Annotated in this window: 14 protein-coding genes; 8 read left to right on the plus strand and 6 right to left on the minus strand. The window is 53.3% G+C overall.

Annotated elements, in window-relative coordinates; genetic code table 11:
• Nucleotides 1–62 precede the first annotated feature (62 nt).
• The gene (locus ACLRDN_RS27220) at nt 63–683 is read left to right on the plus strand and encodes a hypothetical protein (protein WP_413460530.1); all 621 of its coding nucleotides are present in this window, start codon (nt 63–65) and stop codon (nt 681–683) included.
• Here ACLRDN_RS27220 and ACLRDN_RS27225 read toward each other — a convergent pair.
• A complete protein-coding gene (locus ACLRDN_RS27225; protein WP_077235334.1) occupies nt 663–1,658 on the minus strand; it encodes a site-specific integrase in 996 nt (331 codons plus the stop codon). The genes ACLRDN_RS27220 and ACLRDN_RS27225 overlap by 21 nt on opposite strands.
• 170 nt (nt 1,659–1,828) lie before the next feature.
• On the opposite strand from ACLRDN_RS27225, the gene ACLRDN_RS27230 reads away from it, so the two are divergent.
• From ACLRDN_RS27230 to ACLRDN_RS27245, 4 genes are all read left to right on the plus strand, one after another.
• The gene (locus ACLRDN_RS27230; RefSeq protein ID WP_413460531.1) at nt 1,829–2,890 is read left to right on the plus strand and encodes a DNA-binding protein; all 1,062 of its coding nucleotides are present in this window, start codon (nt 1,829–1,831) and stop codon (nt 2,888–2,890) included.
• On the plus strand, nt 2,868–3,395 hold the full coding sequence (locus tag ACLRDN_RS27235; protein ID WP_413460532.1) for a transcriptional regulator: 528 nt from the start codon (nt 2,868–2,870) through the stop codon (nt 3,393–3,395). Before ACLRDN_RS27230 ends, ACLRDN_RS27235 begins: the two co-directional genes overlap by 23 nt.
• 75 nt (nt 3,396–3,470) lie before the next feature.
• Complete coding sequence (locus tag ACLRDN_RS27240) at nt 3,471–5,138, plus strand: hypothetical protein (protein WP_151201320.1); 1,668 nt, start codon at nt 3,471–3,473, stop codon at nt 5,136–5,138.
• Nucleotides 5,139–5,449: 311 nt separating this feature from the next.
• The gene (locus ACLRDN_RS27245) at nt 5,450–6,286 is read left to right on the plus strand and encodes a hypothetical protein (RefSeq protein WP_413460533.1); all 837 of its coding nucleotides are present in this window, start codon (nt 5,450–5,452) and stop codon (nt 6,284–6,286) included.
• A 424-nt stretch (nt 6,287–6,710) separates the two neighbouring features.
• On the opposite strand, the gene ACLRDN_RS27250 is transcribed toward ACLRDN_RS27245, so the two are convergent.
• Nucleotides 6,711–6,983, minus strand: coding sequence for a hypothetical protein (locus ACLRDN_RS27250; protein ID WP_413460534.1), 273 nt, complete (start codon nt 6,981–6,983; stop codon nt 6,711–6,713).
• 205 nt (nt 6,984–7,188) lie between these two features.
• Nucleotides 7,189–7,608, minus strand: a complete 420-nt coding sequence (locus tag ACLRDN_RS27255) for a hypothetical protein (protein WP_413460535.1) — start codon at nt 7,606–7,608, stop codon at nt 7,189–7,191.
• 298 nt (nt 7,609–7,906) lie between these two features.
• On the opposite strand from ACLRDN_RS27255, the gene ACLRDN_RS27260 reads away from it, so the two are divergent.
• Complete coding sequence (locus tag ACLRDN_RS27260) at nt 7,907–8,392, plus strand: hypothetical protein (protein WP_413460536.1); 486 nt, start codon at nt 7,907–7,909, stop codon at nt 8,390–8,392.
• A 15-nt stretch (nt 8,393–8,407) separates the two neighbouring features.
• Nucleotides 8,408–8,731, plus strand: a complete 324-nt coding sequence (locus tag ACLRDN_RS27265; protein WP_413460537.1) for a hypothetical protein — start codon at nt 8,408–8,410, stop codon at nt 8,729–8,731.
• A 113-nt stretch (nt 8,732–8,844) separates the two neighbouring features.
• Here the strand turns inward: ACLRDN_RS27265 and ACLRDN_RS27270 are convergent, their stop codons facing one another.
• A complete protein-coding gene (locus tag ACLRDN_RS27270; RefSeq protein ID WP_413460538.1) occupies nt 8,845–10,110 on the minus strand; it encodes a tyrosine-type recombinase/integrase in 1,266 nt (421 codons plus the stop codon).
• Nucleotides 10,111–10,998: 888 nt separating this feature from the next.
• Between ACLRDN_RS27270 and ACLRDN_RS27275 the strand changes: the two genes are divergently transcribed.
• Nucleotides 10,999–12,786 carry a hypothetical protein gene (locus ACLRDN_RS27275; RefSeq protein WP_413460539.1) on the plus strand — a complete coding sequence of 596 codons (1,788 nt, stop codon included), beginning with the start codon at nt 10,999–11,001 and terminating at the stop codon, nt 12,784–12,786.
• Between the two features lie 14 nt (nt 12,787–12,800).
• Here the strand turns inward: ACLRDN_RS27275 and ACLRDN_RS27280 are convergent, their stop codons facing one another.
• Together ACLRDN_RS27280 and ACLRDN_RS27285 are read right to left on the minus strand one after the other, a co-directional pair.
• A complete protein-coding gene (locus tag ACLRDN_RS27280) occupies nt 12,801–13,532 on the minus strand; it encodes a hypothetical protein (RefSeq protein WP_413460540.1) in 732 nt (243 codons plus the stop codon).
• A 348-nt stretch (nt 13,533–13,880) separates the two neighbouring features.
• Nucleotides 13,881–14,546, minus strand: coding sequence for a hypothetical protein (locus ACLRDN_RS27285; RefSeq protein WP_413460541.1), 666 nt, complete (start codon nt 14,544–14,546; stop codon nt 13,881–13,883).
• Nucleotides 14,547–14,690: the final 144 nt, after the last annotated feature.

Below are 14,690 nucleotides of genomic sequence, written 5' to 3' on the forward strand. Positions count from 1 at the left end.
TCAGTGGAAGGTGGGTCAACTTGAGAGGGTCAAATCTGCGAGCAAATCAACAGCATCTGACCTTGAATTTATTTCCAAGTAGAAATATATTTCGCAGTTCGCTGCTTAAGCTTTGTCCACATATAAAGAGGTCGATATTTGTCCTCATTACTAAGCCATTGATTTTTATAGGTCAGTCGTTCACTTATAATTTTCCTTGTCCACTTATAATTTTTCTCGACACTTGTGCCCATACACATCCGGGCGTCGCCCACTGTACCATTCTGCTGCAGTCCAGCCACTGCGTTGAAGTACCGGTCGAAGAGGAAGTCGTGGCGGCACAGGCCCGTACACTCAATTCAGCACCGGTTGGAAAAGTGGCGATCTACGTGTTGCGGCCCTACGCACAACAGCGCAACACCGTTTCGCAAGTCTTCGTCGACGACCGTCTGGCGGCGACGCTAGGCCCGATGACCTTTTTCCGCATCGTGGCTGAGCAAGGCACGCATCGGATTCGAATTGAAACAACGGGGGTGGCGAACCGGGAGTATGAGATTTCCGGCGACGCTACTACTTATTTGCAATACCAGCTAAGCGAAACCTTCACGACGGTCCGAGGTGAAATTACTGAGCAGACTGAGGCCCAGGCCAGAGCCCGTGTGGCGCGCTTGGATCTGGTGAAATCAGCTGGTGCGCTTCCTTAGCAGGTGGCCAGCGGCATTTTCTTGGAATCTGCCAGCCTCTTCGATGTAGCCTTGCACCGTTCCGTCATGGCGCCAGCCGCCTTGGCGCTTGATGTCCCGAAAGTCTGCGCCGGCGCGATAAGCGCTGGTCGCCATGCCCCGGCGCAGGCTGTGACTGGAAAGATCCGGTACATAGTCCAGTCCCGCCATACTTGCGCAATCAGCCAGGATCGCGTTGATGCTGGCGGGGTGGATGGCGTGCTCGCCTAGCATCGCCCATTTGTTAATGGAACGGAATACCGCTCCGTCGCCAATTCCTGCGGTCTCCAGCCAACCTCTCAGAGCGGTCGCTGGGCAGCACGGGCCGGCACCGTAGGGAATCGCCTTGACGATCCCCTGGCCTTGTTGGTCTGTCTTGGAGCGCTGCAGCGTCACGATCAAGCCATCCGGCTCCCATGCAAGATCAGAAACCTGCAATCCTGCGAGCTCACTTCGCCGAAAGCCGCCAAAGAAGCCCAGCTGCAGCAGCGCGCTGTCCCGCTTAGCCTTGAGGGTATCCACGGAATCCAACTTCACGATGATCTTTTCAAGATCCTCAATCGGGAGGGCCTTGGCCTGCTTTTTGGGGCGTCCGTGGGTGCGCCCAATGCCTTTCAGGGTCTTGCGGACCGTCGGGGTGCCGGCAGGATCAGCAAAGCCTTGGTAGAGATGCCATTGCGACAAGGCCGTCAGGCGCAAGGCCAGGGTACGCGCATTGAGGCTGCTGGCATGGGCTAGCAGGTAGCGGATGACTGCATTCTCGTCAGCCGGCAGGATGCCACCCCAGGCCAGGAAATGCCGAATGGCGGAACGATAGGTGAGCCGGGTATTTTCGGACGTCGCTGCGGCGAGGAAATCCCTATGGGCCGCTTCAACATCTGCGGGCAATAGCGTACCGGCAGTCATCGCATTGCTAATGGCAGGGATAATCTCAGAGGGAGGCAATTTGTCGCTCATTTTGGCTCATGTACCGCAACGGGGCGTCATAAACGATGAATGACGCACTATAACATTCCATAACGCTTCTTATAGAGCGTTATAAAACTGATTTCATAATAAATTTCCAATTGTATTTAAACGTATTATTACGTATAACGTAATACGATACCTTATTTGATGGAGCTCCCATGGCCCGTGCTGGCATCCTCTACTCACAAGTCGCCAAAGCGGCTTCCCAGCTGGCCGCCGCTGGCAAAGCCCCCACCATCGACACGGTTCGCGAAGCGCTCGGAGATACGGGAAGCAAGAGCACGATTGCCCCGATGCTCAAGCGCTGGAAGGCCGAACATCAGGAAGTGGTTGCCGACGTCGACACAGGTTTGCCAAACGATCTTGTTGATGCTGTCAAGAGCGTCTACCAGCGGCTTCAGGATGGTGTGGCCAGGCAGTTCGAGGCGGCCAACGAGGCACACGAGCAGGCCCAGGCGACCTTGCGCAATCAGAGAGACGCAGCCCTAGCCGCCGAAGAACAACTCTGCCAGGTCCACGCCGCCTTAGCCCGAGAGCATGCTCAGACACAGCAAGCCTTGGTGAGATGCCAGCAGGATCTGCAGACCAATGCTCTCAAACTCACGTCCGCTCAAACTGAGAATGCCGGCCTCCTGCAACGGCTAAGTGATCGCGCCGCCGAGGCTCATGCCTTGAACCAGCAGCTGACACAGACTCGCACCCAGTTTGAGCACTTCCAGGAGGCGGCGGCGCGGCAGCGCGCCGAGGAGCGGCAGGCGTTCGAGCAGCGTCTTGCGCGCCTTGAGCAGGAAAATCTCGCCGGCCAGCAGCGCCAGGAGGCTCAGCAAGTGACGCTGGGCCAGCAGGAGGCCACGTTAGCGCACCAGGAGAGCGAACTGAAACGACTTCGCGATGCCCTGACTGACGCACACAATGAACTGCAACAGGTTCGCTTGGAGCGAAACCAGCAGGCCGTTCAACTTCAGGAACTGACTGCGGTACGAGCCGACGCAGAGCGCCGACTCGACTTGGCGCAGCAGGCGCTCATCGAGGCCAAAGCAGGCGTAGCGGCTGCTGGCAAGCACACTGAAATACTGGAGAGTCAACTGGCCTCGGCGGAACGCAAGGCCGACCAAGCCGAGAGGGACAAGGCAGCCTGGATTGACAAGATCCTCGCGCAACGTCCAGATAACGCGGCTGCTGCCGTGTCAATTGCCCATGAAGGTGTTCGCCATGATTAGGCTGCCTGAAATCGGGAGCGCTGTCAGAGCTCGCCGCCAAGAAGTGGGCCTTTCGCCTCAGCAACTGGCCGCTTTCAGCGGCATGGACGCCCGGGCGCTCGTCGCCTTAGAGAAAGGAACCCTTGCCGACATTGGCTATAACCAGTTGGCCGTCTTACTGCAGCTGCTTAGTCTCTCTTTTGGTGAGCTGAATACCTCGGCTCGACTGTCCAAGCGCGCGCTCTGGATGGCTGCGAAGAATATTAGCGTGTCTTATCGAACCGAAATTTCTCCCGATATGTTGCGCACCGTGTTGCTTACTGGAGCCTGTCCAACGGAGTACATTTCGAACATCGGAACTTTTCTGGATGAAACACCCCTTGAGCTCGCTATCATGGCCGTAGAGGAGGCAACTGATGATCCACAAACACGCGCGCACATCTGGCGGCAGATTGCCACTCTGGCGTCACAACACGCAAGCGTCAGAAATGTTTTGTGGCAGCCTAGAGATGGATTCGATGAATGAATATTTTCTCCCGCGAAATAGCTGACGAACCGAGCGAAGTCCTTTGGCAGCTAAATCACGCAGCATGTGAGTTCTATGACGACTAAACTTTCTTTTACTGAAGATCATTCTTTTCCAGTTGACGTTTTTCACGACGAATTGGGAAAGATCGGAAATGCGACTCTGGCCTTTGGTCCTGGAAAAGCGATTTCTCTCACTTTTCAAGGTAGAACAACTGCGAAACTCGATACATCAAAACCGTACCACAGATTAGTCGCAACTACGCCTGAAGGAAGATCCTACACGTTGATTAATTGCGAGCTGAATTTCGGCTATATATATGCTGACTACATTCTTGAGGGTGAAGCATTTAATGCTTTCGATTTCATCGAAATTGAAATGACGCACATCACTGCTTGGTTCTTTCAATGGGAACGAATTATTGGAGATGTGGGCCAGTCCATTGAATGGAAATACAGGCCATCAAAGATCTCTGCAAACGTAACATCTCCGTTAGGGAATTTTAGTCTCGCAATTAGCCCATACACCGATTTCACGGCAGGTGCTGAGAGGAGCGAAATTCTAAATACTGCGCTTGTTTCAATCGAGGATTCTCAATCTGATCTCGGAGTGACTGACATCCGCTCGATCGCAACTAGTCTTTGCACTCTGTTTTCCATTCTGCTGGCGCTACCAGTATCGGTTCTTAAAATTCGTGTCAGGGGCAAAAACGGAAAATGGCACTCTATCTATTTTCCTCACTATGAAAAAGTGGAAGACGATGAACGAGATCGCAACGATGGAATGCGATATTTGTTAAAGCTAAAAATCTTAGATGACAAGTCAAAATGGCAGATCATTGCGCAGTCGTTTTTTAATTCAGGACTGCGAGATCCCAATTGGATTAGACTTTCTTCCATGAAACGCTATCAAGACTTCTGGGAGTATAAGGTTGCTGCTTATGTTTTTATTCTCGACTCCTACGTAGACTTTAAGACAAAATCATTACAAAAGAAACGTAGCAAGTCAGCTACCAACAGAGTAGACGAGTTCAACAAGCAATTGCTAACCGTATCGAATTTGAATGTCAGACAAAGATCTAGTATCGCTGAGTTAGCCACCAAAATCTTTGGATCGACTGATCATTCATTCGCGGAGAGGTATCAGCACGTAGTTTCGAATGTTGATCAAGACGTGCTAAAGATTATCAATTTGGCGAATTCTGACTTCGCTATTTTGAAGAAATTTAGAGACGATCTTGCGCACGGAAAATCGATAAGCTTTGGTGGTGCATCAGCATCAATAATTCCGCGACTCACTGAGAAACTCTCCCTCCTGCTAACATATTTCGCGTTTCTGGATTTTGGTCTGACGTCGGCGGATTTTATTGAATGCATTTCCCACACTTGGAACAGGATGGTCTTAAATTCTGACATCAATCATATGCATCTTTCGCGCATGGATAAGTCGGCGGAATTTATTCCCGTGTCTAAGAGTGCTCTGGACCAAATTAAACAGCAGACGAAAAATCGCATCTTCTGCTGCTTTTACTTGAATCCCGATGCAGATCCGACGTTCTCTGAATACCATACGGATCTTTTCAATAAGCAGCTAAATACTCAAAAGCCCTCCGGCTCATCACAAGATCCGAATTCCATTTTCCAGTTAAAAGATAGAAAAGTGCGTACGATTGGGACTCTATATTTTGAGAGCGGCGAAGATCATCTTGAGTTTCATCACGTTTTCCTGTTTGAGCCAATTTAGAGAGCCTCCAGTTAAAGAAGAACTACGTAGTTTCTGACAGTGTCATATAAATTTTGAAAATCCCATGAATCCACTGCGAGAGCGCATTCGAGAAGAACGAGAAATATTTCGCATGATCGGACCGCGCGCATTTAGGCGGAAACGATTTATTGCGAAGAAAGATTTACGTCCTCTTCGGGTCGTAATTCGACGATCAATGCCTTTGAAACCCAATCCCAAATGGGACGCCGTACCCAGCATCCATAGGGCGGGTTAGGGGGACACAGATTTACTTCGCTAATCGATCAGGGAGCACAAATTTACTTCCGGATTTGACGCAGATTTACTTCGCCGAACGGCTGTGCAGTACCGTTCTAAATAGCCAAAATATCTTAAGGCTGACAGCGTATATATCCAAAACGCTTAAAGTACAAATTTTTCCGTTTGCTCAGTTTCCCCCAGATACGAACGGGGCACTGTCGGCGGAGTTAAAGCAGGCAAAAGATGCGCTGGCGCGTCTGCAAACCGAGCAGCAGGCCTTGAACGTGACGATGGCCACCGTGCAGAGCGACAATGCGGGCTTGCAGCAGCGCTTGACAGACCGTGCCGCTGAAATTGCCGCGCTCAATCAGCAATTGACCCAGAGCCGCGTACAGTTCGAGCACTACCAGGAAGCCACTGCGCGTCAACGATCCGAGGAGCGCCAAGCAGCAGAGCAACGCATTACGCGTCTGGAGCAAGAGTTGGCAAGCGCGCAGCGGCAAATGGCCGCGCAGCAGGCGACGATCGGGCAGCAGGAAGCGCAGATCACTCGTTTGACCGAAGAAAACATGCGGTTGCAGGAAGCGGCGCGCCATGACCAGGAACAAGCGACCGCAACCAGGACTGAACGGGATCAGCTGACTTATCAGCTTCAGGAAACTGCTTCGGCACGCCGGCAGCTTCAAGAGCACCTGGATGCAACCGAACAGGCGCTCACCGAAGCGCGTATGGCGCTGGCGGGCCAAGAAAAGGAAACAAAACTGCTTACCGAGCGGCTTGCTCAAACCGAACAAAAGTTGGGAGCGCTGGAACAGGAGCGGGTAGCATTACTTACACAGAAGGCTGAGCTACAGGCATTTTTGGCAAATCAGACGAAAGCAGAAAAGGAAGTGACTCGGAAACGCTGAAGAACTCCCGCAGATCAATGATTGTTTTTAAATCAAAGAGTTAAGATCGTTTTGGCGAAAATAACCGTAATCCCGGCCGACCCTCACATGGGGTATCCATTGAAGAGCTTAGTGGGCGGCGTGCTTGACGGGTGTTTGCTAAGCATGTTCGGGCCATTGGCGCCCCTGACATGCGTGCTCTCCTGGGAGAAACTCGGCGGCTTCCCCGAATGACTCTGCAGACCGCGCACTATGCGCGTACGGCAACAGCCGCCCGTGGCACCGTGCGCATCAACTAGCCTCTGCTGGAGGATCTGCATCCGCGCTGCATGATGGAGGCAATTGTCGTCAAGCAAATGGCGCAGCAACGCAGGCTGATCGCCGCGCTCCGCCTGGCCAAGTCGGCTGTCCCACTCTGGGCATGGAACTCCTAACTCCGACTGCGCTACAGGATGTGCTCGTCGCCTTGCCCGTCAATGCGGTATCGAATTTGCAGGATACCCATTTGCGCCATAAAGTCCTGCGCTTGGGTCATGCCTTCTGCGTCCTCCGATAAGCTGTCCATGATGGCGCCGATCTCCTGCTGCTCCTCTGGACGATAAGCCGTGGCCACCGCTTCGACCAATGCTACTGGAGAAGCTGAGCTGGAGAGCGAGAGTTCAACTTCCCGGGTCTCATTATCGGCATCGACAACGTATCTTAAATGGTAGGTGGGCATGATGTTCTCCAAGCAATGCCAATGTGACTCCGGACAGAGGGGAGTGTTCCATCGAGCGGGCCACCGCCGAGCCTAGGGGCTCAAGCGGTCGGCCGGGCATCAGTCTTGTTTCCTTGGAGAACCGCATTTTCGGCCGGCCCTCAATAAGAAAGCCGGCCACGAGGGGCCGGCTGGGTGAATGGTTAGGAGCAAGGTCAGACAGATATCAAACCCGCAAAACTTGTCGTCCTTCTTCCGTGAGGGCGGCATCTTTGCCCGCGGCCTCTACCACTTCGTCGAACGTCGGATATAGCTGCGATGTGAAGCCATTGTGCTGGAAGTAAAAACCACGATCCGCACTGTGGATGCGGTATTCCAGGAAGCTCATTGGAGCAGTCCCGTCCTCCGCGAGCGCCATGATGCGCCTGAACGCTAGGGCAGAAGGAAAATCGGGAGGGGCGTCGTGACCCAATGAGGCTCGATCCCACCCGGTCAAAAACGCTTGCAAAAGCTCTGCAGTGGAGCACTTCCGTTCAGGATCCTCTCTGAAAAGGGCCTCCATGAACTGGCCATTTTGGGCCGGGGCACGTGGTTTGCCGTTCAGGAAAGCACGGGCGCCGGAAAGCAATGCTTGATTGATATTCATACGTTGTTCCTCAAAGATGTTAATGGGTTGTGAATGCTTTGAGAGATGTCCGTCATCGATGCTGACTACTTCAGAGGGCAACGAAGGTCGCCCTGCGACGCAAAGGCCAGGATGATTATCTTAGCCTGTATCGCATCTCCCCTGGCATTGCATATTAACTATCTAGGCTGAACACACTTGCCAATTTGGCGACATATCGTACGAGGCCGAGTTTAGGATCCAGAAACGTCAACCCAAGCGGGAAAGATGCTTTCCCGACAAGGGAAAGCTCCGCGATTTCGCATAAAAGGAGTAGAGAATGGCCCTATTTGAACTGATTCTTCGTGGCTTCAAAGGAGAGACCGATGAGACTGATCACCTGGTGCTCTGGGTGAGTGCTGAAATGCCTGAAGGTCTCGTTAAGGCACTTCTCACAAAGGAGGGACTATACGGACCAGATGGTCTGGTGCGAGCGGTTGGTTCTATTGCAGATGTCGCTAACACGGATCAAGTGGATTTCGTGCTGCCTCAAGGCATGGCCGATCTTAAGCGAAAAGCTGAGGAGCTTGTGCTTTCGAATGATGAACAGAGCCTTCGCAGTAGTACGAGCAAGGTCGATGCCAACCAAGAAGTATGGGAAAATCATAGGCACCTGAATGAACAGCAGCGTGAAGCATTGCAGGCGCTGAGTCTTGCATTCGAAAACGCGACATCGGTTGGTGCTCTTGATGTGTTGGTTGGAGATTGCGCATCACCCGACAGCATCAACGACGTGTGCGATGCCTTGAACGCCGTTATCAACTGAGTGAGGAAAATAGCGATGACAAAAATAGCGATGAGGGAATACTCCTCGTCTCAGTTGGCCAAGGATGATTCTGATCGCCCGTATATGCCGGGAAAGCCGCACTTCGACAATGCTGTACTGGTAGTGCAGGCCGAGGGCGTCGTCGGTGTGGCGGCCTACAACGCCTTCGCTGTGACCGTAAATAAGGGGAGCTTTGGCTTCTTCACGGTGGACTGGCTGATCGAGAACGGTACCGAGTTGCACACTTTCGTGGAGGGTATCCGCGCTGCCGTTGCGGAAGCCGATCTCCGTGGATTCGAGATCGATCCCCATTTCTCCGGATTTCGGAAGAAGGCGTAAGGACATCATCTAGACCAAGGAAAACAGTGCGGTTCAGTAGCCTCGGTTAATTGCGAAACCGTAAATGTCAGCCCCGTGCTCAGACTATGTCTGGCCGGGGCTTTTTTATTTTCTCAGTCCAATCCCCGTATGAGGGCTTGGTAGTGCGTTGGATGGATGCCCTTGCTCTGCAACAGTGGCTCGTAGGTTGCGGGGTCGAATTCCTTGAGCATGGCGGGCAGCAAGCGTCTATCCCAGGCCGCAGATTCGGCCCAGGCCAAGAAGCCTTGCTTGTCGTACTTTGCGCGCCATTCCAGCCAATCGACCCATATCCGATCGGCGATGAGCTTTTCGGAGAACTGCATGTGTGCGGCTACATCGTCGACAGCCTTTCCTTGCTCGAAAAGACGGGCCACGTAGGTGTTGCGCAGCACCTGGGGGTTGATGGTGTTGCCGCGGCTGGCCAGGGCTTCGGCCGCGCGTTGGCGCAAGCCAGGCGAACCTACGTCGGGATGATGCAAGGCCTGCTCAAAGAGGGCTCTTACGTTGCGCTGGAGGGTCGTAGACGCCATTTCTCCGCCGGTGGGCTTGCCATGAAGGTCTAGGCGCGGAAACAGCAGCTTGGTGCTTCCCTGCGAGGCGTCGAGGTTTTCTTCCCAGTAGACCATCCATTTGGCGAGGAGCGCGGCCAGATAACCCTGCTTATCGAGCTCGATCTTGCGGGTGAAATCGGAGTCTGCGTGAGCGACCCGAAGTGTCGCAGCCGTCAAGTCCAAGCTGCTAACAGTCAGGGCGATAATCTCCCCCGACTTCAGACCTCCCCCGATCATGAGGGCGGTAATGACGTAAGGACGAAATTCACTGACCTCCTTTGGCGAGCTGTAAGGCGAAAAATCCTGGAATTTCGCCAGATTTAGTAATCGCTCTATAACCGCCCGTTCATCCTGGGTGAGAAACTCGCGCAGATCCCTTTTCGTTGCGTCAGACCATGTTTTGGAGTCCAGCTTTGGGAAAGCGGCGGGATTGATCGAGATCTTATCCGGATGCTTTTTCATGATGTCTTGGAAGACTCGTTCAAGCAGTCGGCGATATCGGATGACTTGTTCGTAACGGTTCAGCCCGCTTTTGTCCTTTTTGCCCTTTTTATCCTTTTTGTCCTCTTCCTGCAGCCATGCTTTCTCTGCCAGAAACGCATCAACGTGAGTTGAGGTCACCTGGAAGATAGTCAGGTCGTGTTTTTCGAGATACTGGCGGAATTGATTCCACTGATATTTATAAATTAACAACGTATCTTCTTTTACTTTCTTGGACTTTCCCCTCCCTGGTACCGAGCTTACCCAGGCTTCGAAGGCTGAATCTTCATTCCCCTCGTAGGAAAAGAGCTGTTGGGTCTTCTTCATCTGTCCTCCGACTATTAGCAGCGTCTGGATAAATATACAGTGGGCGATCCGTTTTTAACAATTTAAACCATCTTCCGATAATCGGCCATCACTCGATGTTTATTGCCAATGACTATTAGCTGCACGCAGTTGTTAGCGTCGCAGATTCGCAACATCACTGAAGTGATTTCCGAAACTGGTGACCATTACCCCATGGCCAAAAACCTCCGCACGCGCACGATGACGCCCGGGATAGAGCAACTGCGCACCGAGCACGAACAGGCCCGCCGAGCGGGCGGGCGCCAGCTGCACGCCGCATGAGCGCGCGAGCGGCAGCACGCGGCCGTGACGACCGCCCAGCGCGAGAGCGACAAGCTGGCGGCCGACGCCACCGCCGCCAGCCCTGGGGAGCGAGCTGACCGACGTGCGGAGCTATCTGGGCGAACACCGCGGGGCGCTGGCCACGCAGGCCAGGCATCGTTCCTTGCCGAGCAGCCGGCCTCCGCCAACGAGATGGCCAGCGCCAAGCACATGGACGCGGAGCGTGATTCAAGGACGCGGGACAGGAGATTGCGCAGCGGGATGCCTGGATTCGCGCGCTGTAACAGGACGTGGCCAGGCTACATATCAATCCTGGTACACCGCTCGTCGTGTCATCGCCGGCGACGCTCACCAATCCAGCCAGCAAACGCATTCACCAGCCACCGCCTCCGATGCAGCGAGATTCAAACTGACAAGTGAGGCCCTATCATTCAAAATGTGCGCCGATCAGTAACGCCACAACCCTTAGGCCCGGTCAAGAATTCGTCGGTGCGCCCTTAAACAACCGTCGGCTGACGTCTATCCTGAAAAACGTAGCGATAGTCAGATACCCCCCATAACATCCGGCCAATTAATGAATGCCCAGTAATGAAACCCTTCAATAAGACCCTGGAACTGATTTGCCACCGCTACCGCCGGTGCGTGGAGCGAGATGATTTCTCCTCGTTGACCAACGGAGAACCTGTCCCCCACTCCGTGGCGAATTTCTTGGCCTTCCTGATCGCAGCTCCTTTGCGTGAAAACGCTGATTCAGATCTGCCGCCAATAATCCAAGCGATGTTCGCCGAGATACGTGGCCAAGTAGTAAATACACTGCCTGTCGTCAGGGACCTATCGATGCCGCTGGGAAAATTGCTTGAGCTGGATCTGAAGGGCTTCGACGAGCGCCAAACCATGGCAGACTTGTTTTGTAGTTTTTTCGCAAGACCTCTGCTAAAGCCGCTAATTGAAGGTGTGATGGACTCTCAACCCGGCGATCCGCCAGCCATTCAAGATCAGATATGCGAGGAACTATCGGTTTCCAACCGAAAGGACTTCGAACGCATTGTGGCGCGGAGGCTCGATGAGACCATAGCGCATCAGATGGTAGATGCATTGTTCGCGATATTCTGCGAGGTCAACAGGTCAAAGTGTCTGAAGGATTTTTTCCGAGTGAGACGCAACGGTGGCTTCTACGGCCGACCGGAGATGTCTAACGTTGATGTAGGAAAACGGCTCACCGAACTCAAAGTGGTCGTCAATTCACCTGGTCAACCTGGCAGTGAGCACAGCCTGTCCGACCTTAAGGTAAGGGTCGTCCTCTCAACATTCGATGAACTCGACCCTCCCTGCCCTGTCACCGGGCTCTACTGGGAAGCAAGCCTAATTTCCGCTGGTTCGCCAAACGTGCCTCTGGCGACTGCCGACGGATTCCTTTACATCTTTGAGCGCGAAGATGGTAAGTGCTTAGGTGGCGAGGACGACTTATGCCGCGCTGCCCACGTATTCGAAGGCGTTGGCCTTCAACAGGTCTCCTTCTTCGTGAACGAGCACGCAGATGCCGCCGAGCTCATGGAGAAATCAGACTTGTGCTTTTGTTCAAAATGGGAACGGGCAGAGACGGCTCCTCACGGTACGGGCGCAATTCTGCTCAACGAAGCGACGAAGTTGCTTAGAGAAAAATACCGGAGGCTGAGGACACTAGTATTGGACTCGCGGCCGATGCAGTACCGTGAATGGGAGAGCGCCTTGAAAATTCCCGATCTTGCTACGGAAATTCAGGCCTCAATTGAAAGCTTGACTCAATACACTGAGAGCATTAAACCGGACAAAATCGAAATCAGGTACATTTTCAACCGCTTAGCGGGCATGCCTCAGCTATCGCAAGAGATCGATCGGCACGCCAATATGTTGGAGCGCCAACGCTCGTCCGGTCGCTGTGACTACCATGACGTAAGCGATCAAATTTGCAGCATCTTCGAAATGGCCGGAATGGACGAGTTAGCCTATCGAGTCCAAAACGGCCACGCTAGTGATTTAGAAGTCCGGAATGTACTTACCGTTCTGCTGCTGCAGCGTCGAATTCCGTACATTCCGCTGTCTAGCGGTGCATTCCATGATGCAGCGAAGGATGCTAGTGCGCTTCGAAGGGAATCTTTGGAAGAAATTGAGGAATATGCGGACGACGATGAAGTCGCTCAATTCCTCTTCAGACTTCCCGACGACTGCGCCGTAGATGGTATTTCTGTCGACGATGCCGGAGACGTCATCATCGCCGTCTCATGCGAAATTATGGCAGAAGGGGGAGGAGTTTATGAACTACAGGAACACTTCACAACGCAACAGGTGCCCCCGCCGGTAGACGTTAGTAGACTACTCCCACGGCCGCAAGATTAGGCGATTGGTAAACCTCAGCCCCGCGGATTGTCGCTGCGGGGTTTGGGTGCCCATGCAGCCGCAATCTGGGACCAGAGCTCGGTGTTGATCCTTTCCGGCTTAACGAAAATCGCATAACCGACCGCTGCCGGCAACTCTGCCTCAGACTGCTGCACCAGTAGGATGCTCCCCCGAACAAAGCCGGCCGCTCGAAGCTCCTCACCACCAGAGACGAAACCAGCCAAGACGAATCCCTCCCTTTCGGCCTGAGAACGCGATACCACCGGCACGAGCTTTGACTGCTGAATCGACCACGCCAAATTATCCCGCGCCGTCGCTTCCCATCGCTCGCGTAGGGATGGAGTCCTATAGATGCATTCGCGAGCTAGAAATTGCTCTAAAAGCCCACGACGTTTGTCCCAAAAAACGTACTCGGGGATTTCTGTATACTCCGCGCGAACTTGAGTCTCATACTCGGCAAAGCGACTACGTGGCGCCGCCAGAATCCAAAGGTCCAGATCAGCTACCAGCGCTGCATCTCCAGTAAGTACGCCGCCATGGTGACGGGTAGCCAAGATCAAATCACAAACCCCTTTGACTGCCTGACGTCGAGCCCCATTCAGGCTGAGAACTGCTCGCGCGAGATCCGCACTTTGCTGCTCGTTATCATAACGGTGCTGGTCCAATACGGCGTCGTGGAAAAGCAGCGCAAGCTCGACTTCAGCCGGACGCACAGCAAGAGCGCGAAACTCCTCAAATGCTGCCAAGCATTCCTCAAGGTGTCGCACCGTATGATAGTGCCGGCTCGGTGACGAATACTTGGCCAGGAGATCAACTTGCTCAAGTCTTCCTTCAGTACCCGGGCATAGCTGTTGCCAAGCTCGACTCCAGCACTCCTCAACGCGAGAGTCGGCACAATAGCGAGCATTCAAAATCAGCCCCTTTCTAGGTGCACAGAAATAGAATTTAATTATCGCGCAAATGCCGCCTCTTCTATGCGTTTCCTAGAGCGAATGCAGAAAAATCGCACATCCTTATAAAAAATGCCCAGGCTCGGAAGAGACCTGGGCAATGACGGTTAAATGAATCGAAGAATATGACGGCGATCGCTAGGCCTACGCCCCGTAATTAGGAACCCCAGATCCGACAAGCGCGGTCATGAAAGAACCCCAGCCCCGACGGTAGAAGTTGTGATGTTTACTCGCGGTGCGTGGATCACAAGGCTCTCCTGTGATTGCATCGACAGTAACGTTCAAGCGCAAGTTCCGAGGGTAATCCAGTCGGGTGTCGATGACCTGAAGGTAGAGAAGATTCGAGTGCCAAACGGTCACCTGGACGCGTTCGAAAGACCGCGCCTTGGCCAAGATCCCAGCCACTAATGAGTCCACCTGCTGGCGAGTACCTAAACGCGTGACGCACGACAAAGCATCGTCCCCGTAATATGAGTCAAGGCTCCCGAACCGGATTTTGTTGATCTCCGATTCAACCTCAGCGAACATCGATATCTCGCTAACTGCACGCTCGTAATAAACGCATACTGCCATTTTTCCTGCCTGCTTAAGCCGCCCTTGGAGAAGACGAAGTGCGACGGCCAGCCGGTGTTTCTGCATTGTTTCCAGAATGACTGCCGCAGCCTCCTTCCAGATGCCAAAATTTTGGCTAGCCTCAACGCGCCATGCTTCGAGAACCCTGGCACGAGCCTCTTTCATTGCTTCAAGGAGGCGATTTGCTTGGTCGGTAGTTGCGCCTACTGGTTGACGGTCTTGATGATGGTTTTCCACGATAGTTTCTCCGTATTTGATGGGCAGGTTGAGATTAATGCGCCCAATGGGTTGATCAGCGCAACTGAGATGAGCTCCTTCGCTCGATAATCGTCACGGCCGATATCTCTCTGTATGTGAGCTAACCCGAGGGGGACTTAGTCT

The organism is Herbaspirillum huttiense (assembly GCF_047300815.1).
Lineage (GTDB): Bacteria > Pseudomonadota > Gammaproteobacteria > Burkholderiales > Burkholderiaceae_D > Herbaspirillum > Herbaspirillum huttiense_A.

Excerpts from the sequence above, each read along its gene's own strand:
- ACLRDN_RS27265 (WP_413460537.1), top strand. The coding sequence starts at position 8,408 with ATGACAAAAATAGCGATGAGGGAATACTCCTCGTCTCAGTTGGCCAAG.
- ACLRDN_RS27225 (WP_077235334.1), bottom strand. The coding sequence starts at position 1,658 with ATGAGCGACAAATTGCCTCCCTCTGAGATTATCCCTGCCATTAGCAAT.
- ACLRDN_RS27260 (WP_413460536.1), top strand. The coding sequence starts at position 7,907 with ATGGCCCTATTTGAACTGATTCTTCGTGGCTTCAAAGGAGAGACCGAT.
- ACLRDN_RS27240 (WP_151201320.1), top strand. The coding sequence starts at position 3,471 with ATGACGACTAAACTTTCTTTTACTGAAGATCATTCTTTTCCAGTTGAC.
- ACLRDN_RS27255 (WP_413460535.1), bottom strand. The coding sequence starts at position 7,608 with ATGAATATCAATCAAGCATTGCTTTCCGGCGCCCGTGCTTTCCTGAAC.
- ACLRDN_RS27275 (WP_413460539.1), top strand. The coding sequence starts at position 10,999 with ATGAAACCCTTCAATAAGACCCTGGAACTGATTTGCCACCGCTACCGC.
- ACLRDN_RS27235 (WP_413460532.1), top strand. The coding sequence starts at position 2,868 with ATGAAGGTGTTCGCCATGATTAGGCTGCCTGAAATCGGGAGCGCTGTC.
- ACLRDN_RS27230 (WP_413460531.1), top strand. The coding sequence starts at position 1,829 with ATGGCCCGTGCTGGCATCCTCTACTCACAAGTCGCCAAAGCGGCTTCC.
- ACLRDN_RS27270 (WP_413460538.1), bottom strand. The coding sequence starts at position 10,110 with ATGAAGAAGACCCAACAGCTCTTTTCCTACGAGGGGAATGAAGATTCA.
- ACLRDN_RS27250 (WP_413460534.1), bottom strand. The coding sequence starts at position 6,983 with ATGCCCACCTACCATTTAAGATACGTTGTCGATGCCGATAATGAGACC.